The sequence below is a fragment of the Streptomyces sp. NPDC050422 genome, from assembly GCF_044458665.1.
In the GTDB taxonomy this organism is placed as follows: Bacteria; Actinomycetota; Actinomycetes; order Streptomycetales; family Streptomycetaceae; genus Streptomyces.
The window spans coordinates 125,879-149,285 of the sequence record NZ_JBITIE010000002.1 but is presented as its reverse complement, the minus strand read 5'-3'; the positions used below and the strand labels follow the sequence as shown (position 1 = coordinate 149,285).

The 23,407-nt window shown below is 72.7% G+C and carries 19 protein-coding genes; 10 read left to right on the top strand and 9 right to left on the bottom strand.

Annotated elements, in window-relative coordinates; translation table 11 throughout:
* Nucleotides 1–99 precede the first annotated feature (99 nt).
* Both ACIBJG_RS03625 and ACIBJG_RS03620 read left to right on the top strand, forming a co-directional pair.
* Nucleotides 100–1,830 carry an MFS transporter gene (locus ACIBJG_RS03625; protein ID WP_399303511.1) on the top strand — a complete coding sequence of 577 codons (1,731 nt, stop codon included), beginning with the start codon at nucleotides 100–102 and terminating at the stop codon, nucleotides 1,828–1,830.
* Between the two features lie 43 nt (nucleotides 1,831–1,873).
* Entirely contained in the window at nucleotides 1,874–2,815 is a 942-nt protein-coding gene (locus ACIBJG_RS03620) for an AIR synthase-related protein (RefSeq protein WP_399303509.1), read from the top strand.
* Between the two features lie 10 nt (nucleotides 2,816–2,825).
* Here ACIBJG_RS03620 and ACIBJG_RS03615 read toward each other — a convergent pair whose 3' ends face one another.
* The 3 genes from ACIBJG_RS03615 to ACIBJG_RS03605 all read right to left on the bottom strand — a co-directional run bounded on the left by ACIBJG_RS03615 (nucleotide 2,826) and on the right by ACIBJG_RS03605 (nucleotide 6,542).
* Nucleotides 2,826–4,046, bottom strand: a complete 1,221-nt coding sequence (locus ACIBJG_RS03615; protein ID WP_399303507.1) for an NAD(P)/FAD-dependent oxidoreductase — start codon at nucleotides 4,044–4,046, stop codon at nucleotides 2,826–2,828.
* 93 nt (nucleotides 4,047–4,139) lie between these two features.
* Nucleotides 4,140–5,084 (bottom strand): RNA polymerase sigma-70 factor, encoded by a 945-nt coding sequence (locus ACIBJG_RS03610; protein ID WP_399303505.1) that lies wholly within the window; start codon nucleotides 5,082–5,084, stop codon nucleotides 4,140–4,142.
* 60 nt (nucleotides 5,085–5,144) lie between these two features.
* Nucleotides 5,145–6,542 (bottom strand): FAD-binding oxidoreductase, encoded by a 1,398-nt coding sequence (locus ACIBJG_RS03605; RefSeq protein WP_399303503.1) that lies wholly within the window; start codon nucleotides 6,540–6,542, stop codon nucleotides 5,145–5,147.
* A gap of 140 nt (nucleotides 6,543–6,682) precedes the next feature.
* On the opposite strand from ACIBJG_RS03605, the gene ACIBJG_RS03600 reads away from it, so the two are divergent.
* The 6 genes from ACIBJG_RS03600 to ACIBJG_RS03575 all read left to right on the top strand — a co-directional run bounded on the left by ACIBJG_RS03600 (nucleotide 6,683) and on the right by ACIBJG_RS03575 (nucleotide 14,457).
* Nucleotides 6,683–7,579 carry a DUF2797 domain-containing protein gene (locus tag ACIBJG_RS03600; protein WP_399303501.1) on the top strand — a complete coding sequence of 299 codons (897 nt, stop codon included), beginning with the start codon at nucleotides 6,683–6,685 and terminating at the stop codon, nucleotides 7,577–7,579.
* Between the two features lie 59 nt (nucleotides 7,580–7,638).
* Nucleotides 7,639–8,514, top strand: a complete 876-nt coding sequence (locus ACIBJG_RS03595; protein WP_399303859.1) for an amidohydrolase family protein — start codon at nucleotides 7,639–7,641, stop codon at nucleotides 8,512–8,514.
* A gap of 94 nt (nucleotides 8,515–8,608) precedes the next feature.
* The gene (locus ACIBJG_RS03590; RefSeq protein WP_399303499.1) at nucleotides 8,609–9,349 is read left to right on the top strand and encodes a response regulator transcription factor; all 741 of its coding nucleotides are present in this window, start codon (nucleotides 8,609–8,611) and stop codon (nucleotides 9,347–9,349) included.
* Between the two features lie 64 nt (nucleotides 9,350–9,413).
* Entirely contained in the window at nucleotides 9,414–10,928 is a 1,515-nt protein-coding gene (locus ACIBJG_RS03585; protein ID WP_399303857.1) for an ATP-binding protein, read from the top strand.
* 26 nt (nucleotides 10,929–10,954) lie between these two features.
* The gene (locus ACIBJG_RS03580) at nucleotides 10,955–12,301 is read left to right on the top strand and encodes a glycosyltransferase (RefSeq protein WP_399303497.1); all 1,347 of its coding nucleotides are present in this window, start codon (nucleotides 10,955–10,957) and stop codon (nucleotides 12,299–12,301) included.
* The gene (locus ACIBJG_RS03575) at nucleotides 12,298–14,457 is read left to right on the top strand and encodes an ArnT family glycosyltransferase (RefSeq protein ID WP_399303495.1); all 2,160 of its coding nucleotides are present in this window, start codon (nucleotides 12,298–12,300) and stop codon (nucleotides 14,455–14,457) included. The genes ACIBJG_RS03580 and ACIBJG_RS03575 overlap by 4 nt, the downstream gene beginning before the upstream one ends.
* Before the next feature lie 3 nt (nucleotides 14,458–14,460).
* On the opposite strand, the gene ACIBJG_RS03570 is transcribed toward ACIBJG_RS03575, so the two are convergent.
* Complete coding sequence (locus ACIBJG_RS03570; RefSeq protein ID WP_399303493.1) at nucleotides 14,461–15,324, bottom strand: endonuclease/exonuclease/phosphatase family protein; 864 nt, start codon at nucleotides 15,322–15,324, stop codon at nucleotides 14,461–14,463.
* Nucleotides 15,325–15,464: 140 nt separating this feature from the next.
* Here ACIBJG_RS03570 and ACIBJG_RS03565 point away from each other — a divergent pair, with 140 nt between their 5' ends.
* Nucleotides 15,465–16,988, top strand: coding sequence for an MFS transporter (locus ACIBJG_RS03565; RefSeq protein ID WP_399303491.1), 1,524 nt, complete (start codon nucleotides 15,465–15,467; stop codon nucleotides 16,986–16,988).
* A 92-nt stretch (nucleotides 16,989–17,080) separates the two neighbouring features.
* Entirely contained in the window at nucleotides 17,081–17,878 is a 798-nt protein-coding gene (locus tag ACIBJG_RS03560) for a TetR/AcrR family transcriptional regulator (protein WP_399303489.1), read from the top strand.
* Here ACIBJG_RS03560 and ACIBJG_RS03555 read toward each other — a convergent pair.
* From ACIBJG_RS03555 to ACIBJG_RS03535, 5 genes are all read right to left on the bottom strand, one after another.
* Nucleotides 17,872–18,801 (bottom strand): NAD(P)-dependent oxidoreductase, encoded by a 930-nt coding sequence (locus tag ACIBJG_RS03555; protein ID WP_399303487.1) that lies wholly within the window; start codon nucleotides 18,799–18,801, stop codon nucleotides 17,872–17,874. The genes ACIBJG_RS03560 and ACIBJG_RS03555 overlap by 7 nt on opposite strands.
* A gap of 2 nt (nucleotides 18,802–18,803) precedes the next feature.
* Nucleotides 18,804–19,274, bottom strand: coding sequence for a PPOX class F420-dependent oxidoreductase (locus ACIBJG_RS03550; protein WP_399303485.1), 471 nt, complete (start codon nucleotides 19,272–19,274; stop codon nucleotides 18,804–18,806).
* A 24-nt stretch (nucleotides 19,275–19,298) separates the two neighbouring features.
* Nucleotides 19,299–20,117: a YceI family protein gene (locus ACIBJG_RS03545; protein WP_399303483.1), complete on the bottom strand. Its 819-nt coding sequence runs from the start codon at nucleotides 20,115–20,117 to the stop codon at nucleotides 19,299–19,301.
* Between the two features lie 203 nt (nucleotides 20,118–20,320).
* Nucleotides 20,321–22,804 (bottom strand): MFS transporter, encoded by a 2,484-nt coding sequence (locus tag ACIBJG_RS03540; RefSeq protein ID WP_399303481.1) that lies wholly within the window; start codon nucleotides 22,802–22,804, stop codon nucleotides 20,321–20,323.
* Between the two features lie 23 nt (nucleotides 22,805–22,827).
* The gene (locus ACIBJG_RS03535) at nucleotides 22,828–23,349 is read right to left on the bottom strand and encodes a MarR family winged helix-turn-helix transcriptional regulator (protein ID WP_399303479.1); all 522 of its coding nucleotides are present in this window, start codon (nucleotides 23,347–23,349) and stop codon (nucleotides 22,828–22,830) included.
* Nucleotides 23,350–23,407 lie beyond the last annotated feature (58 nt).

Here is a 23,407-nt window from a genome sequence, read left to right as displayed (position 1 = left end):
CGGCCTTAAGCGGCATCCATGCGCGCGCGGTCATGCTTCCCCCCGACAGCCCCGCCCCGGAGACACCCCCGGCGGGACTTCCGGAGGGAGAACACCCCGATGGCCATCTCGGACACCGACGGCGACCGGCCCGCCCCGCCCGGCGCCCCCGGCCCGGCGCGCGCCGGCGGGCCGACGCGCCGGCTGCGGCTCGGCTATGCCTCCGGGGCGCTCGTCACCGGCACGTTCACCACTCTGCCGGGGCTGTTGCTGCTCCCCTACCTGACGGACACCCTGGGCGTCGGCGCGGCGCTGGCCGGGGCGATCGTCTTCGTGCCCAAGGCGTGGGACGCCGTTATCAACCCGCTCGTCGGCCGCGCCAGCGACCGTACGAGGACCCGCTGGGGCTCCCGCCGCCCTTACGTGCTCGGGGGCGGGCTCGCCATGGCCCTGGCCTTCGCGCTGACCTTCTCGGGCCTGCTGCCCGGGTCCGCTGGTGCCTGGCTCACCGCGGCCGGATACCTGCTCACCGCGACGGCCTTCGCCTTCTTCCAGGTGCCGTACGCCGCGATGCCCGCCGAGCTCGTCGACCGCGAGGCGGACCGGGTGCGGCTGGTCGCCGGCCGGGTCGCCGTCATCGGCGTCGCGGCCCTGGTCACCGGCGCGCTCTCCCCGGTCCTCGTCGACGCGGGCGGGGGCGGGCTCGTGGGGCACCGCTGGGCCGGCCTGTTCGGCGCGACGTTCATCGCCCTCGGCGCCCTCTGGGTGTTCGCCGGCACGGCCGGCACGGAACCCGGCACGGCCGGCACGGAACCCGGCACGGCCGGCACGGAACCCGGCACGGCCGGCACGGAACCCGGCACGGCCGGCACGGAACCCGGAACGGCCGGCACGGAACCCGGCACGGCCGGCACGGAACCCGGCACGGCCGGCACGGAACCCGGCACGGCCGGCACGGAACCCGGCACGGCCCGCACGGCAGGCAGCACGGCCGGCACGGCACCCGGAACGGCCCGCACGGCACCCGGAACGGCCCGCACGGCAGGCAGCACTGCCCGCACGGCACCCGGCACGGCAGGCAGCACGGCCCGCACGGCCCGCACGGCACCCGGCACCACCCACGTCCCCGCCGACGAGCCCACCCTGCGCGCGCAGTTCGCCGCCGCCCGCGCCAACCCGCCGTTCATGGCCCTGCTCCGCTGCGTGGTCGCCCAGTCCGTCGCCACCGGCGTCCTCCTCGCGGGCGCCCCGTACTTCGCCCGGCACATCCTCCACGACTCCTCCGGGGTCGGCGCCCTCGTGGCCGCGTTCGTCGCCCCCAACCTCCTGACCATGCCCCTGTGGTCGCGGCTGCGAGGCCCCCGCGGATACACCGTCGCCACCACCCTGTTCGCCGCGGGCTGTCTGCTCTTCCTCGCGTCCCCGGTCCTGCCCGAGGGCGTGGTGCTGCTCAGCATGGCGCTGGCCGGCACCGGACACGCGGGCCAGCTCCTCTTCCTGTACGCGATGCTGCCGGACTGCATCGCCCGCGACACCGCCCGCACCGGCCGCCATCGCGGCGGCGTCCTCTCCGGGGTCTTCACCACCGCCGAGGGCCTCGGCGTGGCGCTGGGCCCCTTCCTCTACGGCCTGGTCCTCCAGCTGACCGGATACGTCTCCTCCGGCACCGGTCACGCCGCCGAGCAGACCGCGACCGCCCGGGCCGGCATCCTGGCGGGCTTCGGAGCACTCCCCGCCCTGGCCGCCGCCCTGGCCGTCCTGCTGCTGCGCTCGTACGACCGCCCCTACTCCCCCCTGATCAGCGGCGCGGACGTGGACACGGGTATGCGGGGCCACGCTCCCGAAGGATGATGAGGGCACGATCATGATCCGTGGGCATCGGGGGGTGGCTTGCGTGACGTACACGGGGAGCTGGGGCACGTCCCAGGTCGGGTTCGGCCCGGAGGCACGCGAACTGGTCACCCGGGCCCTCGCCCCGGACCCCGCCGTAGTCGTCCGCACCGGGACGTACGTCGTCGACCCGCCCTTCTTCGGCAACGGCGACATCGGGCGGGTCGCGGTCTGCGGCGCCGTCAACGAACTGGCCGCCACCGGAGCCGAACCCCGCCACCTCGCCCTCGGCATCGTGCTGGAGGCCGGACTGCCGCTCGACCTGGTGCACCGGCTGACCGCCTCGGTGCGTGCCGCCGCCGCCGAGGCCGGGGTCACGGTCGCCGCCGTGGACACCAAGGTCGTCCGCGCGGGCGAGGCCGACCGGGTCTTCCTCACCGCGACCGCGTTCGGCGAGCGCGCCGGGCGCCCCCTCGACCTGGACGCCGTCCGCCCCGGCGACAGCATCGTCGTCACCGGTCCGCTGGGCAGTCACGCGGCCCACCTGGTCTCCCTGCGCGACGGTCTCGGCTACGAACACCACGTGCCCAGCGACTGCGCCCCCCTCGCCGGCCTCCTGCGTGCCGTGCGCGCCGACATCCGCCACGCCCGTCCGGTGGCCGACGGCGGCCTCGCGGAGGTCCTGCGTCAGTGCGCCGCCGGCCGCGGGCTGACCCTGCGCGTCGACGAGGACGCCCTGCCCGTGCGGTACGAGGCCCGGGTGGCCCTCGCCACCCGCGGCCTCGCGCCGCTGGACGCGGCCTGTGCGGGCTGCCTGTGCCTGTTCGTCCCCCCGGAACGTACTCCGCAGGTCCTGGCCGCCCTGCGCGCGCACCCGTACGGCCGGCACGCCGCCGTCGTCGGGGAGGTCACGGACGCCGCCGTGGGCGACGTCGAGTTCGTCACCCGGGACGGTGTCCGGGCCCGCACCCCCAGCGCGGGCCCGCTCCCCGAACGCCTGCTCTGAACGAACGGGGTCAGCCGCGCTCGGCGGCGGGGGCCGGTGCTGCGGCGACCGGTGCCGTCCGGGGCTCCGGCCGGACGACCGGGCGGCGCCTGGCCGGGACGGCGAGCGTGGGGTGGGCGACGCCCCAGGCCGCGCCCTTGCAGACCAGCTCCTTGTAGAAGGCGGCGAGGCGCCCGGTCAGGGCCGCCCGGACGGCGCGGTCGTCGGCGGTGACGTACTGGATGAGCCCGTCCCTGCGGCCCAGCGAGATGCACTGGTTGAAGTAGCGGAGCGGGGTCTTCGGCACCTTCGTGCCGGTCAGGCGTGCCGCGAGGGCGTCGGCCGCCTGCCAGGCGGCGGGGACGCCCGAGGCGCACGACATCCGCAGCGGCTTGTCGCCCGGGCCCATGGCCAGGGCCGCGTCGCCGATGGCGTACACGTCGGGGTGGGAGACCGACCGCATGGTCCCGTCGACGATGATCTGGCCCGTCTCGGAGACCTCCAGGGTGGTGGCCCGCGCGATCGGGTGGACCGCGAAGCCGGTCGTCCACACGGTGACCGCTGCCGGGAGGGACGCGCCGTCGGCGGTGGTGACGCGGTCGGGCGTCACGCCGGTGACCGCGCTGTGCTCGTGCACGGTGATGCCGAGCCCGCCGAAGACCTTCCGCACGTGCCGGCGGCCCTTGGGCGAGAGCCAGTCGGCGAGCTCCCCGCGGGCGGCGAGGGCGACGTCGAGGTCCGGACGGGCCTCGGCGACCTCGGTCGCTGCCTCCAGACCGGTGAGGCCGCCGCCGACGACGACCACCGGCTGCCCGGCGGTCAGGGCGGCCAGGCGCTCGCGCAGCCGGAGGGCTCCGGGGCGGCCGGCGATCTCGTGGGCGTGCTCGTCGGTGCCGGGGACGCCCTGGCTGTTCCAGCCGCTGCCGAGGGAGTACACGAGGGTGTCGTACGAGAGCTCCCGCTCGCCCTCCGTGTCCACCACGGCGACGGCTTTGCGGTCGGCGTCGACGCTGGTGACCTTCGCGTACGTCAGCGCGACACCGGTGCCCGCGAACATCGTGCCGAAGGGCCTGGGCGTGAGGTCCTGGCCGACGGCCAGCTGGTGCATCCGGACGCGCTCGACGAAGTCGGATTCGGTGTTGACGAGGGTGATGGCCACGTCTTCGCGGCGCAGTCGCTTGGCAAGGCGGCCGGCGGCGCTGGCGCCCGAGTAGCCGGCTCCGAGGACGATGATGCGGTGCTGCTGCTGCATTTCCCTGCTCCTGTCTCGCGCGGGTTCGCCCCTTGAACCGGGCAGCCCGCCGATTCCTGACAGGTGGGGAATGTGATCCAGGTCACTCGACCGTCAGAAGGGCCTGAACAGGGGTTCCCCGTGGCCGGAGGCGGACCACCGCCGGGTCGCGCGTTCGAGCTTGTCGGGGTTGACCTGGCTGCGGATCCCGGCGATGCCCTCGCCGGTGACCTCCAGGCACATGACGCCGATGACCCGGCCGTCGACGACCACCACGACGGCGGGGGCGCCGTTGGCGGCCGTGACGTGGATCCCGGGCGAACCGCCCGCGAGGGCGCGCTGGGCCTTCCCGGGTTTGAAGAGGCCGCGCATGAACGTCGCCACCGCGAGCGCGCCTTCGAACGCCTTGGCCCGGGCGGGGAACTTGCCGCCGCCGTCGCCGACCGCGATGGCGTCCTGGGTGAGCAGCCGCACGAGCGGCTCGGTCCGGCCGCTGGTGGCTGCCGCGAGGAACTCCTCGATGACCCGCCGGGCGGCGGCCTCGTCGATCTCGGTGCGGGTCCTGCCGTCCGCGATGTGCTTCTTGGCGCGGTGGAAGACCTGCTGGGCGGCGGCCTCGCTGATATCGAGGATCTCGGCGATCTCGCGGTGCGGGTGCCCGAAGGCCTCCCGCAGGACGTACACCGCCCGCTCGTTGGGCGAGAGCCGCTCCATGAGGGCGAGAACGGCGTACGAGAGGGAGTCGCGCTGCTCGACGGTGTCGGCGGGGCCGAGCATCGGGTCCCCGGCGAGCAGCGGCTCGGGGAGCCACTGGCCCACATAGGTCTCGCGCCGGGCGCGGGCCGAGGTGAGCTGGTTGAGGCACAGGTTGGTGAGGACCTTCGTCAGCCAGGCCTCGAGGACCTCGATCCGGTCGGCGTCGGCGCCCTGCCAGCGCAGGAACGTGTCCTGTACGGCGTCCTCGGCCTCGCTCGCGGAGCCGAGGAGGCGGTACGCGATGGCCTCCAGGCGTGGCCGGGAGGCCTCGAACCGTTCCACGTCCTGCACGGTCAAGGCCATGGCCCGGATCCTAGCGCCCGCGGTGCCCGCAGGGCGTCGGTTGCGGTGGCCGCCGCCGTTTCACGCGGCGGCCGGCGTGATGTTCTGGTTGGCGCGGAAGAAGTTGTCCGGGTCGTAGGTGCGCTTGGCCGCGGCCAGGCGGTCGTACGTGGTGCGGTAGGCCGACCGGACACGGTCCGAAGTCTCCGCCTCCCCGAGGAAGTTGACGTAGGCGCCGCCCATCGAGTGCGGATGCAGCTCGGTCCAGTAGTCGACGCACCACTGGCGGATCACCTCGGCGTTGGCGGGATCGGGGTCGATGCCGGCGATGACGCCGGACCACGTGGCGTCCCGGTAGGCCCACGGTGTCGCGTCGGGGGCGACCCGGTGGGCGGCTCCGTCCACCGGGTACAGGTGCATGGTCGACAGTCCGGTGGGGAGGTTGGTGCCGTACTTCTGGTGCACCTCGATCGCCGCGTCGGAGATCGCGTCGAAGAAGTCGCCGCGCCAGTACCACTGCAGCCCCTTGGGGATCAGGCCGTCGAACATGGTCTGGAGGACGGGATAGGGCATGGGGCTGGTGAAGTGGAAGGCCGGTGGCGCCGGGTCGTTGACCGCCGAGAGCGTCTCCTCAAGCCTGCCGGAGGCCGGGTCGCCCGTGTAGCACCAGACGACGCCGCACATCTTCTGTCCGTGGATCTCCTCCGGGAACGGGGGCCCGGGCGGGACGGTCAGGAGGGCGAAGAAGCCGTACAGGTCGTCCGGCGCGGCGGGCAGGAAGTCGCGGTACCAGCGCAGTACCTCGGCGGTGCGGTCGACCGGCCACACGGTCACCGCGACCCCGACCGTGTCCACGGGGTGCAGCCGGTAGGTGAACGAGGTGACGACGCCGAAGTTGCCGCCGCCGCCCCGCAGCGCCCAGAACAGGTCGGCGTGCTCCGTCGCGGAGGCGGTGACGAAGGTGCCGTCGGCCAGGACGACGTCCGCGGCGATCAGGCTGTCGATCGTGAGGCCGAAGGCGCGGGTCAGATAGCCGTGCCCGCCGCCCAGCGTGAGGCCGCCCACGCCCGTGGTCGACATGATTCCGGCCGGTACGCCGAGGCCGAAGGTGTGTGCGGCGTGGTCCAGGTCGCCCAGTTGGCCGCCCCCGCCCACCTGTGCCGTCCGCGCTTCCGGGTCGACGCGCACCGAGCGCATCGGGGAGAGGTCGAGGGTCAGCCCGTCCTCGACCAGGCACAGGCCCGGCCCGCTGTGTCCGCCGCCGCGTACGGCCAGGTCGAGCCCCGTGTCCTGGGCGAAGGCGAGGGTGGCCCGCACGTCCGCCACGTCCGTGCACGAGGCGATGGCCGCGGGGCGCCGGTCGATCATGGCGTTGTAGAGGCTTCGGCTCTCGTCGTAGTCCGCGTCCCCCGGTGTGACGACGGGCCCCCGCAAGGTCGTGCGCAGGCCGTCGAGAGCAGTGCTGTCGATGCTGGTCATGGTGGAACACCTCTGAAGGATCCTGGGACCGAACCCGCCACCCCTCCAGTGTGACGCAGGTCACATCCGGGGGCCATGTGTGGGACCATGGCGGGTTCGTATCCGTCCGTGTCCACGTCCAGGAGCCCGGGAGTTCGCGCATGAACTGGCAGTGCACCGGCCTCCGCTGGCCCGACGAGCGGGGCGGACCCGTCCTCGGGTGGCGCAAGGGCCGGCAGACGCGGGGGAGCGCCCTGGCGTACGGGACGGAGTTCGGGTTCCGGGCCTCGGGGGTGCGGATCTGCGTCGGGGCGCGGGGGAACGCCTGCCCGATGGCGGTCCCGGTCCCGGAGCGGAGCACGGGCGCCCGGTGCGTGGAGTGCGGGCGGCTGGACCGGGCGCACTCGGTGGCCGCCGACACGATCCCCGACGACCCGCGTACGTACCGCGTGTATCTCGCCTGGTTCGGGACCGGCCTGGTGAAGGTCGGGATCACCGCCGAGGAGCGGGGCGCCGCCCGGCTGCGGGAGCAGGGGGCGGTGGTCTTCAGCTGGCTGGGGCGCGGGCCGTTGATGGCGGCGCGACGGGCCGAGGAGGTGCTGCGGGCCGCGCTCGGGGTGCCGGACCGGATTCCGTACGCGCGGAAGCGGGCGGTACGGGCGGACCTTGTGGGCCCGGCCGTGCGGGCCGCAGAGGTGGCGGAGCTGTACGGACGGGCGGCGGCGCTCGACGGGCGCGGCTGGCCGGAGGCGCTGGAGCGGCTGCCGTTCGCGGTGGTCGACCACGCGGGCGTCTTCGCGATCGACGGGCCGGGCGGGACCGGTGGACGGGGCGGGGTGGTGCGGGCGGTGACCGGGCTGGTGGACGGGGGCGTGGTCGCGGGGCGGCTCGTTGCGGCGGCCGGGCCGGATCTGCATCTGGACGCGGGCGGCGACGGGGTCGTCGTCGTGGACACCCGGCTGATGACCGGCTGGGACCTGGCGGCGGCCGCGGGGAGCGGAGTGAGCATGCCGACCGTCACCACGGGGGGCGGAGCTTCGCAGGACGGGCTGTTCTGAGATCGTCGGAGGCCATCGAGGGACGGGAGCGCTGTATGAGTGACGGCATGAGCGTCGGCATGAGTGACGACCGCGACGACGTGGTGCGGTTCAGGGAGCGGCTCGGGCTGCCCGGCATCATCGACGTCCACACGCATTTCATGCCGGAACAGGTGCTGCGCAAGGTCTGGGCGTACTTCGACTCGGTCGGGCCGCTCACCGGGACGGAGTGGCCGATCGCCTACCGGCAGGACGAGGACGAACGGCTCGCGCTGCTGCGGTCGTTCGGCGTGCTCCGGTTCACCTCGATGCTCTACCCGCACAAGGCGTCCATGGCGACCTGGCTGAACGGCTGGGCGGCCGACTTCGCGGGCCGGGTGCCCGACTGTCTGCACACCGCGACCTTCTTCCCGGAGGAGGGCGTCGAGAAGTACGTGGCGGAGGCCGTCGAGGCCGGGGCGCGCGTCTTCAAGTCGCACCTCCAGGTCGGGGCGTACGACCCGAACGACCCGCTGCTGGAGCCGGTGTGGGGGCTGCTCGCCGAGGCCGGGATCCCCGTCGTGATGCACTGCGGGTCCGGGCCGGCGCCCGGCCTGCACACCGGACCGGAACCGGTCGGCCGGCTGCTCGCCCGGCACCCCCGGCTGCGGCTGATCGTGGCGCACATGGGGATGCCGGAGTACGCGGAGTTCCTGACGCTCGCGGAGACGTACCGGGAGGTGAGGCTCGACACGACGATGGCGTTCACCGACTTCACGGAGGCGGTCACGCCCTTCCCGGCGACGGAGCGGGGGCGGCTCGCGGCGCTCGGCGACCGGATCCTGCTGGGGACGGACTTCCCGAACATCCCGTATCCGTACGCCCACCAGCTGCACGCCCTGGAGCGGCTGGAGCTCGGGGACGACTGGCTGCGGGCCGTCTGCCACGACAACGCGAAGGCGCTCTTCGACTGCTGAGGCGGCTGTTGCCCCGGGCCTCCCTCGCGCATTCTCAGGGAATTCACAGAATCGGGAAAGAACTCTCTCAGGGGCGTCTCACAGGGTGGGGTCCATGACGACGACGACCTCGCCCCAGGGGCGTACCGAACTGCTCAGGCCGGACCGGACCCCCGTCCGGGTGCTGGTCGTGGACGACGAGGCCCCGCTGGCCGAGCTGCTCTCCATGGCGCTCCGTTACGAGGGCTGGGAGGTGCGCAGCGCGGGCGACGGTGCGGGCGCCCTGCGGACGGCCCGGGAGTTCCGGCCCGACGCGGTGATCCTCGACGTGATGCTGCCCGACATGGACGGGCTCGCCGTCCTCAGCAGACTGCGCCGGGAACTCTCCGAGGTGCCCGTGCTGTTCCTGACCGCGCGGGACTCCGTCGAGGACCGGATCGCCGGTCTCACGGCCGGCGGCGACGACTACGTCACCAAGCCGTTCTCCCTGGAGGAGGTCGTCGCCCGGCTGCGCGGGCTGATCCGGCGGTCCGGCACGGCGGCGGTACGCAGCGAGTCGACGCTCGTCGTCGGCGACCTGATGCTGGACGAGGACAGCCACGAGGTGAGCCGGGGCGGTGCGAACATCCACCTCACCGCGACCGAGTTCGAGCTGCTGCGCTTCCTGATGCGCAATCCGCGCCGGGTGCTGAGCAAGGCGCAGATCCTGGACCGGGTCTGGAACTACGACTTCGGCGGGCAGGCCAACGTCGTCGAGCTCTACATCTCGTACCTGCGCAAGAAGATCGACGCCGGCCGGACGCCGATGATCCACACCCGGCGGGGCGCCGGGTATCTCATCAAGCCCGGTGAATAGCCGCGTGAAGCGGCTGGGCAGGGGGCCGTGGACGCTGCGGACCCGGCTCGCCGTGTCCTCGGTGATGCTGATCGCGGTCGTCGCGGCCGTGATCGGCACGGTCACCGCCATCGCGTTCCACACCTACATGTACGGCAAGCTGGACGGTCAGCTGCGTGACATCGGCATCCGGGCCGCCCGCATGCCGGGTACGCCCGAACCCGGCGGGCCCAAGCACAAGGACCCGCTCGGCTTCATCGGCATGGGCGGCGGCCAGCCCCTCAAGACGTTCGGCGCGCTCACCGCGGACGGCGAGGTCACCGACTCGGCGGTCGCCACCGGCGGCGGCTTCGACGCCTCGGAGAACACCGAACCGCTGACCGACGCGCAGACGGCCGCGCTGGAGGCGGCCCACATCCCCGCGAACGGCAAGGCGCACGACGTCGAACTGCCCGGACTGGGCGGCTACCGGGTGCAGGCCACGGCCCCCGCGAGCGACGGCACGACCGTCCTGGTCGGCATTCCGACCTCGGAGGTGAGCGGCGCCGTCAACACCCTGATCCTCGTCGAGGTCTGCGTCACCGGGGCCGGACTGATCGCCGCCGGGATCGCCGGTGCCGCCATGGTCGGGGTCGCCCTGCGGCCGCTGCGCCGGGTGGCCGCCACCGCGACGCGCGTCTCCGAACTCCCGCTGCACAGCGGCGAGGTCACCCTGTTCGAAAGGGTCCCGGACGCCGAGGCGGACCCGCGTACCGAGGTCGGTCAGGTCGGCGCGGCCCTCAACCGGATGCTGGAACACGTCGGGTCGGCCCTCGACTCGCGGCAGAAGAGCGAGATGCGGGTACGCCAGTTCGTCGCCGACGCCAGCCACGAGCTCCGCACGCCCCTCGCCTCGATCCGCGGGTACGCCGAACTCACCCGGCGCGGCCGGGAGAACACCGGCCCCGACACCCGGCACGCACTCGGGCGGATCGAGTCCGAGGCCCAGCGCATGACGGGCATGGTGGAGGACCTGCTGCTGCTCGCCCGGCTGGACGCGGGCCGACCGCTCACGTACGAGAGCACCGATCTCTCCCCGCTCGTCATAGACGCGGTCAGTGACGCGCGGGTCGCGGGCAGACCCGCCTCGCCGGACGGGCCGGGGCCCACGCACCACTGGCGGCTGGACCTGCCCGAGGTTCCGGCGACCGTACGCGCCGACCCGACCCGGATCCAGCAGGTCCTGGTCAACCTGCTGGCCAACGCCCGTACGCACACCCCTCCCGGGACCACGGTCACGGCCCGGGTGCTCGCCGAGGCCGGGAACCCGTGGGTGACCCTGGAGGTCCGGGACAACGGGCCGGGCATCCCCGCGGAGCTGCTGCCGCACGTCTTCGAGCGGTTCGCGCGCGGGGACGCCTCGCGGTCCCGGCACGCCGGTTCGACGGGGCTCGGGCTGGCCATCGTGCAGGCCGTCGTCGTCGCGCACGGCGGCGTCGTCGAGGTGCGTTCGGTGCCGGGGGACACGGTGTTCGCCGTGCACCTGCCGGGGGACACCGGCCACCAGGTGCCGAACGCGATCCACTCACAGCCGGACCACAGGCTCACCACACGGGCGTGACAGCGCGGTTGGCGAGTGTCGATGTCATGCGAACAGACACTCCTTGGAGCACCTTGCCGGCCCGGGACCACCTCCTGGCCCGTGCGGGCGATGCGGCAGGTGCCCCCGTACTCGATGTGGTGGTACCCGTCTACAACGAGGAGAAGGACCTGGAGCCGTGTGTGCTGCGGCTGCACGACCATCTCGCGCGCACCTTCCCCTACGCCTTCCGGATCACCGTCGCGGACAACGCGAGCACCGACCGGACGCCCGAGGTGGCGCGGCGGCTCGCCCACTCGCTGCCCGAGGTGCGCTCGTACCGGCTGGAGGAGAAGGGCCGCGGGCGCGCGCTGCGCACCGTCTGGTCGCACTCGGACGCCCCGGTCCTCGCCTACATGGACGTGGACCTGTCCACCGACCTCAACGCGCTGCTCCCGCTGGTCGCGCCGCTGATCTCCGGGCATTCGGACCTGGCCATCGGTTCGCGTCTGGCGCGCAGTTCCCGGGTGGTGCGGGGGACGAAGCGGGAGTTCGTCTCGCGGGCCTACAACATCATCCTGCGCTCGTCGCTGGCCGCCCGGTTCAGCGACGCACAGTGCGGGTTCAAGGCGATCCGGCGCGAGGTCGCGCAGCGGCTGCTGCCGATGGTCGAGGACACCGGCTGGTTCTTCGACACCGAGATGCTGGTGCTCGCCGAGCGGGCCGGGCTGCGCATCCACGAGGTGCCGGTCGACTGGGTCGACGACCCGGACTCGACGGTCCACATCGTGCGGACCGCCACCGAGGACCTGAAGGGCGTGTGGCGCGTGGGGCGGGCGCTGGCCGTCGGCGCGCTCCCGCTGGACCGGCTGGCCCGGCCCTTCGGCGACGACCCGCGCGACCGCGGGATCGGCGGGGTGCCGGGCGGACTGGCCCGGCAACTGGTCGGGTTCTGCGTCGTGGGCGCCCTCTCGACGCTGTTCTACCTGGTGCTGTACTCGCTCTTCCGGCAGGGCGTCGGCCCGCAGCTCGCCAACGGCGGCGCGCTGCTGGTGTCGGCCGTCGCCAACACGGCAGCGAACCGGAGGCTCACCTTCGGGGTACGCGGCCGGGGCGGGGCCGTACGCCACCAGGCGCAGGGCCTGGTGGTCTTCGCCATCGGTCTGGCCCTGACCAGCGGCTCGCTCGCCGCGCTCGGGGCGGCTTCGGGTTCGCCCTCGCACGGCACCGAACTCGCCGTGCTGATCGCGGCCAACCTCGCGGCGACGGTGCTGCGCTTCCTGCTCTTCCGCGCCTGGGTCTTCCCGGACCGCGACCGGGGCGGTGACGCGCCCCGCCCGGCGGACACCCCGGCGCCCCGCCCGGCCGCCGTGCCGGCCGACGACACCCACCACGAACTGAGGAACGTCCGATGACCACGCTCGACCACCTCCCGGCCCCGCCCCCGACGGCGGGCTCGCCGAGCCACGGACGGACGGGCGGCCCGCTGCCGCACCGCGTGTGGCGCGGCCGGCCCGAGGACCCCCGCTGGGCGCGCCCGGCCTTCCTCGCCATGCTGCTGGTCATCACGCTGGCGTACCTGTGGAACCTCAGCGCGTCCGGCTACGCCAACTCCTTCTACTCCGCGGCCGTGCAGGCCGGCAGCCAGAGCTGGAAGGCCTTCTTCTTCGGTTCGCTGGACTCGGCGAACGCCATCACCGTCGACAAGCCCCCGGCCACGCTGTGGCCGATGGCGTTGTCGGTGCGGATCTTCGGCCTCCACTCGTGGGCGATCCTGGCCCCGCAGGTGCTGATGGGCGCGGCGACGGCCGGGGTGCTCTACGCCTCCGTACGCCGCCGGTTCAGCGCCGCCGCCGGGCTGATCACCATGGCGGTGTTCGCGCTCACGCCCGTCGCCGCGCTGATGTTCCGGTTCAACAACCCGGACGCGCTGCTCGCGCTGCTGATGACCGTCACCGTCTACTGCGTGCTGCGCGCGATGGAGAACGGCCGCACCAAGTGGCTCATCTGGGCGGGCGTCGCCGTCGGTCTGGCGTTCCTGTCCAAGACCCTGCAGGCGTTCTTGATCCTGCCGCCGCTGGCGGTGCTGTACGCGGTGTTCGCCCCGGTCTCCGTACGCAAGCGGTTCGGCCAGCTGGGCCTCTCGGCCCTGGCGATGGTCGTGGCCGGCGGCTGGTGGGTGGCGATCGTCGAGCTGTGGCCCGCCTCCTCGCGCCCGTACATCGGCGGTTCGCAGAACAACTCGTTCCTGGAGCTCACCTTCGGCTACAACGGGCTCGGCCGGATCAACGGCGAGGAGACCGGCAGCGTCGGCGGTGGCGGGGGCGGCGCCGGTGGCGGTGGCCAGTGGGGCGAGACCGGCATCGGCCGGATGTTCAACTCCGAGATCGGCAGCCAGATCTCCTGGCTGCTGCCCGCCGCGCTGATCCTGCTGGTCGCGGGCGTCTGGCTGACCTGGCGGGCGAGGAGGACGGACACGGCCCGCGCGGCCTTCCTGGCCTGGGGCAGTTCGCTGCTGATGACGGCGGCCGTGTTCAGCTTCATGGCCGGCATCTTCCACCAGTACTACACGGTGGCCCTGGCCCCCTACCTCGCGGCGCTGATCGGCATGGGCGCCACGGTTCTGTGGGAGGAGCGCTCCCGCTGGTGGGCGGGCGCCGCGCTCGCGGTCACCGTGGGCGTGACGGCGTACTGGTCCTACGTGCTGCTCGGGCGGACCCCGGACTACCAGCCGTGGCTGGGGCCGACGGTGCTCGTCGCAGGGATCGTCGGCGCGCTGGGCCTGCTGCTCGTGTCCCGGCTGGGGCGTCAACTGGCGCTCGCCGCCGTGGGTCTGGGCTTCATCGCGTCACTGGCGGGGCCGGTCTCGTACACCGTGAGCACGCTGAACACCGGACACCAGGGCTCGATCGTCACGGCGGGCCCGTCCTCCGGCGGGATGGGCGGCGGCCCCGGCGGTGGTGGCGGCGGTGGCCGTGGTCCCGGCGGCGGTGGCGGGATGCAGCCGCCCGGCCAGGGCAACCAGCAGGGCGGCGGCATGGGACAGCCCCCGACCGGCGGCCGGGGCGGGCAGCCCCCGACCGGCAGTCAGCCGGGCCAGGGCGGCACCGGCACGGCACAGCAGGGACAACAGCCCGGCGCCATGCCCGGCATGGGCGAAGGCACCCGGGGCGGTGGCGGTGGGGGCGGCATGGGCGGCCTGCTCAACGGCGCGACCGTCGACGCCGCGGCCGAGAAGCTCCTCACGGCGAACGCGGACGACTACACCTGGGCCGCCGCGGCCATTGGCTCGCAGAACGCGGCCAGTTACCAGCTGGCCACCGGAGACCCGGTGATGGCGATCGGCGGCTTCAACGGGAGCGACCCGTCCCCGACGCTCTCCCAGTTCAAGAAGTACGTCGAGGACGGCCGGATCCACTACTTCATCGCCGGCGGCACGGGCGGCGGTGGCGGCATGGGCGGCAGCAGCGGCACCTCGTCGCAGATCTCCACCTGGGTGGAGAAGACCTTCAAGGAGGTCACGGCCGGCAGCGCCACGTTCTACGACCTGACCCAGCCGAAGAGCAGCTGAGGCTCAGCGCCGCAGCAACAGGTCTGCGACAACAGGGCGGTGGTCAGAGGCAAGTGTCTCGGCCACCGCCGCGTCGCGTACCCGCACGGTGTCCTTCGAGACCGTCACGTAGTCGATCCGCTGCACCGGATTCAGCGCCGGGTAGGTCGGAGCGCCCGGCTCGATGTCGGTGAGCGTCTCCCACAGCGGGGCCAGTTCCGGCGCGGTGGGGGCCGCGTTGAAGTCGCCGAGCAGGATCTGGTGCACGGGCCGTCGCTCGTCCTCCTGGTCCTCCGCCATGATCCGGCGGGTGTCGGCGACCTGGGCGATCCGGACGGACGGGTCGCCGCGGTAGTCGAGGTGCGTCGCGTACACGTGCACGGGTACCCCCTTCACCCGCACCACCACCTCGCCGAAGCCGGGCGCGAGCGCAGGGACCGGGTTCGGGTCCTGGGTGGAGAGGCGGGTGATGTCGTGGTTCTCGGCGCTCACGATCCGGTACCGGGAGAGCACCGCGACGCCGAACTCGCGTCTCGGGGCGCCGGGCGTCGCCGGATCGAAGCTGTAGATCGGGGCGAACGACACCTGCATGCCCAGCCGCTGCGCCAGTTCGGCCGCCAGGTCCCGCCCCTGACTGCGGTCGCCCCAGTGGACGTCGACCTCCTGGAGCCCGATCACGTCCGCGTCCAGCGAGCGGAGCTCGGCCACCTGCCGGTCGAGGTCGAAGACGTTGTCCATGCCGGACCCCGCATGGATGTTGTACGTGGCGACACGCAGGGGCACCAACTGCCCCGGACCGTGCCCCGCGGCTGCCGCGGGAGGCGCGAGCGCCGTCCCCAACAGGCCTGCGGTCAGCAGGACTTCCACCGTACGACGACGCAGTGACATGCCACTCCAGCCCTTGTCGGATCAGTGATCGGCACCGTATCGCGGGAATGTCGGTTGTACGTGTCCCCTGCACAGCTATACGGTGTACAGCGCTTCCCTGTACACCGTATAAGACCTTGACCGAACGCCTGGGAGTCCGTATGACGGCGACCTCCGCCGAGTCGAACCGCCTCTCGGCGCCGAGCCATCCACAGCGCTGGCTGATCCTCGGCGTCATCTGCCTCGCCCAGCTCACCGTGCTGCTGGACAACACCGTCCTCAACGTCGCCATCCCCTCCCTCACCCGGGAGCTGAACGCCTCCACCGCCGACGTGCAGTGGATGATCAACGCCTACTCGCTCGTCCAGTCGGGACTGCTGCTGACCGCGGGCAGCTCCGCCGACCGGTACGGCCGCAAGAAGATGCTGATCGCCGGGCTCGCGCTGTTCGGCATCGGCTCGCTGGTGGCCGGGCTCGCCCAGTCGTCCGCGCAACTCATCGCCGCCCGGGCCGGCATGGGCATCGGCGGGGCGCTGCTGATGACCACGACCCTCGCCGTCGTCGTCCAGATCTTCGACGAGACCGAGCGCGTGAAGGCGATCGGCATCTGGTCGACCGTCAGCTCGCTCGGCTTCGCCGTGGGGCCCCTGATCGGCGGCGTCATGCTTGACCACTTCTGGTGGGGCGCGATCTTCCTGATCAACATCCCGGTCGCGGTCATCGGCCTGGTGGCCGTGTCGCGACTGGTCCCGGAGTCGAAGAACCCGAGCGGCGAGCGCCCCGACCTTCTCGGCGCCGTCCTCTCCACCATCGGCATGGCGGCGGTCGTGTACGCGATCATCTCCGGCCCCGGACACGGCTGGACCTCAGGCCAGGTGCTGCTGACCGCCTTCGTCGGGGTCGCCGTCCTCACCGGATTCGTGCTGTGGGAGCTGCACATCCCGTACCCGATGCTGGACATGCACTTCTTCCGCAACCAGAAGTTCATCGGCGCGGTCGCGGGCGCGATCCTGGTCGCGTTCGGGATGGGCGGCTCGCTCTTCCTGCTCACCCAGCAGCTCCAGTTCGTCCTCGGCTACGGGCCGCTGGAGGCCGGACTGCGTACGGCTCCGCTGGCGCTGAGCGTCGTCGCGCTCAACCTCACGGGGCTCGGCGCACGGCTGGTGCCCAAGCTCGGCACGCCCGTCACCATCGCGTCCGGCATGGGGCTGCTCGCCGCCGGACTGGGGGCGATCGCGCTGCTGGGCGGGGACGGCTACGCGGGGACCCTGCTCGGCCTGCTCGTGATGGGCGCCGGCATCGCGCTCGCCATGCCCGCCATGGCCAACGCGATCATGAGCGCGATCCCGCCCGAGAAGGCCGGTGTCGGCGCCGGGGTCAACGGCACCCTCGCCGAATGCGGCAACGGCCTCGGGGTCGCGGTGCTCGGCGCGGTCCTGAACTCCCGGTTCGCGGCGCTCGTGCCCTCGGCCGTCGGCGCGGCCTCGCTGCCCGCCGCTCTGGCCGCCGCGGGCGGTGACGCGGAGCGGCAGCGGATCACGGACGCGTTCTCCTCGGGGCTGGAGACCAGCATGCTGGTCGGGGCGGTGGCGGTGCTGGCCGGCGGGTTGCTGGCCGCGGTACTGCTGCGCCGGGCCGAGCGGGGAGAATCGGTCGAGGCTGATCCGGCCGCGGCAGCGGCATAGCATCAGGCGGGACGTACCGGACCGTACAGCTCCGTTTCGGGGCACGGGGCAGGCAGCCGGTTCGTCCCGCCGGCGAGACGAGGGAGTGCGCCATGGTGTCCGCGGCCGACCGTGCGAAGGACCCTGCCCGGACCAGCGTGTGGCTGAACCACCGGCCACCGTCGCGCGCCCGGAAGTCCGACCAGCCCGCCGGGCTCGACCGCGACCGGATCACCGCGGCGACGGTCCGGCTGCTGGACGCCGAGGGCCTCGCGAAGTTCTCCATGCGCCGGCTCGCGGCCGAGCTGAACGTCACGGCGATGTCCCTCTACTGGTACGTCGACACCAAGGACGACCTCCTGGAGCTGGCCCTCGACTCGGTCTACAGCGAGATGCGCCCGCCGGGGGAGGACGCGCCCTGGGAGGACCGGCTGCGCGCGCTGGCGGGCGCGTACCGGGAGCTGCTCGTCCGGCACGTGTGGGTCTCCCCGCTCGTCGGAAAGTTCCTCAACGTGGGTCCGCACGCGATGCTCATGGCGTACGCGATCCAGGATGTGATCCGTGCGAGCGGCCTGGCGCTGGGACGGCAGACCGGTGCGCTCTCGGCGGTCTTCCAGTTCGTGTACGGATTCAGCACCGTCGAGGGCCAGTTCGCCCAGCGCAGTGCCGAGGCGGGGCTCACCCAGGACGCGTACTTCCAGCAGGCGATGTCGGCCATGCAGGGACAGCCGCAGATGGGCCCGCTCGTCGAGAACTCGCAGGACCTCATCGAGGCCCGGGGCGCCGACACCGTGCACGAGATGCACGAGCGGGACTTCGCGTTCGCGCTCGACCTGCTGATCGCGGGCATCGGCGTGATGCGCGAGCGGGAGCCGTCCGTGGACGCGGAAGACGCCCGCCCCGGTCAGTAACCGCGCGCCGTGTCGACGGCGAGCGCCGGAATCCGTCCCGCCGTCAGTTCCCGCAGGCAGGCCAGGAAGTCCGTGACGACGTCGTCGTCCGCCGTGATGCCCGCGGAGTGCGAGGTGATCACCGTACGGGGCAGCCGCCAACAGGGGTCACCGGGCGCCGCGGGCTCGTCGGGCAGCACGTCGAGCACCGCGCGCCCCACCGATCCCGCGCGCAGCGCCGCCTCCAGCGCCACCAGGTCCACGGTCGCGCCCCGCCCCACGTTGAGGAAGGTGGCCCCGCCCAGGGCCGCGAACCGGTCCGTCCCGAAGTACCCGTCCGTCGCGTCCGTCAGCGGCAGGGCGGCGATCACCCAGCGGGCGGCCACCGGCTCGTCCGCCACAGCCACCGCGTCGAAGCCCGGCGGCACCTCGCGCGGGGTGCGGACCACGCCCACCGTCCGGATGCCGCACGACCGCAGCAGCCCGGCGACGGCCGAGCCGATCCGTCCGGTGCCGTGCACCACGGCCGTCTGTCCGGCCGCGAGTTCCGAGGGGATACGGCGCCACTCCGCGCGGGCGTGCTGCGCGGCGAACTCCGGGACCGACTGGCATTCCGCCAGCACCCAGGCCAGCACGTACTGCGCGATCCGCTCGCCCATCCGGCCCACCGTGCGGGTGAGCAGCGCCCCGGCCGGCCACGGCCCGGCGCCCAGCAGGGCGTCCGTACCGGCGTTCACGCTGTGGAACCACACCAGGCGATCCCCGCGCAGCGCGTCGGGCAGCGCGGCCCCCACGTACACGCAGGGGCCGCGGCCGTCCCGGCCACCGCGCTCGACCGTGCGCCCGGTGGCCCGCTCCAGGGCCTCGGCCACCGCGGGGCCCACCTCGGGCCCGGCCAGCAGCCGGGCCCTGGCGAGCAGTTCGGGCGACGGAAGCGGCACCACGGTCAGCTGTCCGCGGCCAGGTGCGCCGGGAAGCCGCCGGTGGCGACGGGGCTCCACCGCTCGGGGGTGATCCTGATGATCGACTTGCCCTGCTTCAGCATCGCCGCCCGGTACTCGTCCCAGTCGGGGTGTTCCCCCGAGATGTTCCGGAAGTACTCGACGAGCGGCTCGACCGAATCAGGTGAGTCGATCACCTCGGCCGAACCGTCGATCTGCACCCAGGGCCCGTTCCACTCGTCCGACAGGACGATCACGCTCACCCGCTCGTCCCGCTTCGCGTTGCGGGTCTTGGCCCGTTCGGGGTACGTCGAGACGACGATCCGGCCCGCGTCGTCGACGCCGCAGGTGAGCGGGGAGCCCTGGGGGCGGCCGTCGGACCGGGTGGTCAGCAGGATCGCCCGGTGCCGGGGCCGTACGAACGCCAGCAAGTCGTCGAGTTCCACAGCGGTGTTGGTCGCGATGTTGGATGCCATGGACCCGACCCTACGGCCGTGCGGTCAGGCGGCCGGCAGGGAATCGCCCTGCACCGCCTGGATGTCGAGTTCGATCCGCAGCGTCGTGCCGATCGCCGAGATGCCCGCCTGGACCACCTGGTTGTAGTTCATGGCGAAGTCCTCGCGGCGCAGCTCCGCCGTGGCGCGGAACGCCGCGCGGACGCCGCCCCACGGGTCGGGGCCGGTGCCCAGGTAGCTCAGGTCCAGGTCGACCGGACGCTCCACGCCGTGCAGCGACAGCTCGCCGTGCACGGTCCAGCGGTCGGGGCCCGCCGGGGTCAGTCCGCCGGAGCGGTAGGTGATCTCCGGGAACCGCTCGGTGTCCAGGAAGTCGGGCGAGCGCAGGTGCTTGTCCCGCATGCCGTTGCCGGTGTCGATGCTTCCCGCGTTGATGACCGCGTCCACGCGGGAGAGCTGGACGTCCTCGGCGATCTCGATCCGGCCGCCGAAGTCGGTGAACCGGCCGTGCACGCTGGAGATCCCCAGGTGCTGCGCGACCGCGCCCACCGAGGAGTGCGCCGGATCCAGCGACCAGGCGCCCGGCGGCGGCAGCTCCACGCCGCCCTGGCGGGCCAGCACCACCGTGCCGGCCTCGACCCGGCCGCTCGCCGTGACGAGGGCGGTGGAGGCGGCGGGGGCGTACCCGACCGCCGTCACGATCACCGTGTACGCGCCGGCGGACAGCGGCGTGTCGGTCCGCACCGCCCCGTCCTCGTCGGCGGCGGTCCGCAGCACCTGCGTACCGGTCATGTCGGTGACCGTCACGACCGCGTGCTGGACGGCCCAGCCGTCCCGCGTGCGTACCTGTGCGCGAAGTCCCATCCCGTTTTCTCTCCTTGCTCAATGCCCCGTCCGCCAGGGAACGGGTCACTCAATGAGTCGGGCCCCGGGGCGGGGACGGCAGGCCGTCCCCTGCCTGCCGTCCCCACCGCCGGGGCCCATTTTCCGCCGGCCTGGACAGACTCTCCGCTCGAAGTGCCGTCCCGCCAGGGGTCTTACGCGTCCGGAAGATTTTCCGGACGGATCTACTCGCCCGGGTGGGCGAGCTCGATGTCGTGGCCGTCGACCCCGCGACCGGCCACGGTCAGGGCGCCGGCCACCGGCGGGTAGCCGGTCGCGATGACCGAGTACTCGCCCGCGTCCAGGTCGGCGAAGGCGTACGCCCCGTCCTCCCCGGTCGTCGAGGTGGCGATCACGTTGCCGGCCGCGTCGACCAGCGTGACCCGGGCGTCGGGCATCGGCCGCCGGCCGGAGCCGGCCCGCACGACACCCTGCACCAGCGCACCGGACCGCAGTGCCACGTCGACCCGGGTGACACCCTGGCCGCCGATCTCCACCGGCAGCGCCAGCGGACGGAAGCCGGCCGCGTTGACCGCGACGGTCACCGCACCGGGGACCAGTTCACCGAAGGTGAACTCGCCCGCGTCGCCGGACTTGCCGGTGGCCAGCACATCGCCGCGCACATCGGTCACGATGACCATGGCGCCCTCGACCGGCGTACCGCCCTCGGCGGCCCGCACGGTCCCGGCCAGGCCGCTCGTACCGGCGAGCAGGATGTCGTACGTGAGCGGCTCGTCGCCGACGACCACGGTCGAGGCCTGCGGCTGGAAGCCGTCGGCCGACGCGATCAGCACGTACGAACCGGCACCCGGGGCGTCCAGGCCATAGCTGCCGTCGGCCTGCGCGGCCGAGATGCCCAGCTGCCTGCCGCCCAGCGAGATCAGAGTGACGGCGGCCCGGTCGACGGGCGCGCCCTCGGCGCCGCGCACCACACCGCGGACCGCGGTGCCCTGCACGGTCGCCACCGGGGCGGCTGCCGGAGCGGCCTCCAGGGTGTCGACGGCGGTGACGCCGGCGGTTCCCTCCGCGACCAGGGTGGCCGTACCGGCCGGGGCCTTGGCGAGCTCCACCGCCTCGGCCGGAGCCGGGGCGTCGTTGGCCGCGTTCGTCTTCAGCGCGACCTCCTTGATGAAGATCGTGATCAGGAAGGCGATGAGCGCGGCCGGAGCGGCGTACAGGAAGACGTCACCGACGCCGTGCCCGTAGGCGGACTCCACGACCGTACGGATCGGCCCGGGCAGCGTTTCCAGGTCGGGGATGCCCCCGCCACCGGTGCCCGCGGAACCGGCCTGGGGACCGAGGTCCGTCAGACCGTCCTTCACGTAGTGCGAGACACGGTTCGCCATGACGGCGCCCAGTGCCGAGACGCCGATGGCGCCACCGAGCGAACGGAAGAAGGTGACGACGGAGCTGGCCGAACCGAGGTCCTTGGGGTCGACCTGGTTCTGGGTGGCGAGCACCAGGTTCTGCATCATCATGCCGATGCCGAGACCCATCACGAACATGTAGATCGCGATGTGCCAGTACGCGGTGTCGTACCGGATGGTGCCGAGCATGCCGAGCCCGGCCGTGATCAGGAATCCGCCACTGACCAGCCAGGCCTTCCAGCGGCCGGTCTTGGTGATGATCTGGCCCGAGAGGGTCGAGGAGAGGAACAGACCCGCGATCATCGGGATCGTCATCACGCCGGACATCGTCGGCGACTTGCCGCGTGCCAGCTGGAAGTACTGGCTGAAGAAGACGGTGCCCGCGAACATCGAGACACCGACGAAGAGCGAGGCGAGGGAGGCGAGCGTGATCGTGCGGTTGCGGAACAGCCGCAGCGGGATGATCGGCTCACTGGCGCGCGACTCGGTGAAGACGAAGAGCAGGGCGAGGAGCACGGAGCCCGCGAGCATCGCGCCGGTCTGCCAGGACATCCAGTCGTACTTGTCGCCCGCGAAGGTCACCCAGAGGAGCAGCAGCGAGACGGCGGCGCTGATGAAGAACGCGCCGGTCCAGTCGACCTTGACCTGGCGCTTGACGACCGGGAGCTTCAGGGTCTTCTGGAGCACCACGAGGGCGATGGCCGCGAACGGCACACCGACGTAGAAGCACCAGCGCCAGCCCATCCAGCTGGTGTCGGTGATGACGCCGCCGAGCAGCGGACCGCCGACGGTGGCGATGGCGAAGACCGCGCCGAGGTAGCCGCTGTAGCGGCCGCGCTCGCGCGGGGCGATCATCGCGGCCATCACGATCTGCGCGAGGGCGGAGAGACCGCCGACGCCGATGCCCTGCACCACACGGCAGACGATCAGCATGCCGGCGCTGTTCGAGAGACCGGCGACGACCGAGCCCGCGACGTAGATGACGAGTGCTATCTGGACCAGCAGCTTCTTGCTGAACAGGTCGGAGAGCTTGCCCCACAGGGGGGTGGTCGCGGTCATGGCCAGCAGCGAGGCCGTGACGACCCAGGTGTAGGCGCTCTGACCGCCGCCGAGGTCGGAGATGATCTCCGGCAGGGCGTTGGTGACGACGGTGGACGACAGAATCGCGACGAACATGCCGAGCAGCAGCCCGGTGAGCGCTTCCATGATCTGCCGGTGTGTCATCGGCACGCCGTTGGAGGGTTCGTTCCCTCCGTGCTTGGCGTGGCCGCCCCGCACACCGGTTGGTGTGGTCGTAGCCATTTAAATCCTTGTCTTTGCTTCTGTTACACGGGTGTACGGGTGTACGAGCCGTCGTGGCTGTCGGTGGGCCGGGAGCGGCAGTCGCCGCTGTGCCTTCCGGGGGCGCACCCGTCGGAGCTGCGGCAGGAGAAGCTGTCGCGCAGCCGGGCCAACAACGTGTTGAGCTGTCCGACCTCGTCGTCGGACCAATCCTGAAGGTTGTGGGCGAACATTTCGGTCGTCCGGCAGTTCAGATCGTCGAGCACGCTCTCGCCCGCGGGGGTCAGCCGCAGGATGCGCGAGCGCTTGTCCGCGGGGTCCGGGGATCGCTCGATCCAGCCGCGTTCCGCCACGTGAGCCACGTGCCGGCTGGTCACCGACATATCGACTGCGAGGAACTCGGCCAGTCTGCTGATCCGCATCTCCCCGTGCCGGCTCAGCAGAGCCAGTACGGCGGCGGAGCCGCCGGGGCACTCGGCGGGCAGGATGCGGGCGAGCCCCCGTTTGACCGCGCCGACTGCGCTGAGCTGCCGGGCCAGTTCTTCGTACTGACTCCGTGCAGCCACGGGACCCCCAGACATCTCACCGGTCATCTTGTTGCTTAGGGCAACCATAGAAGCCGTT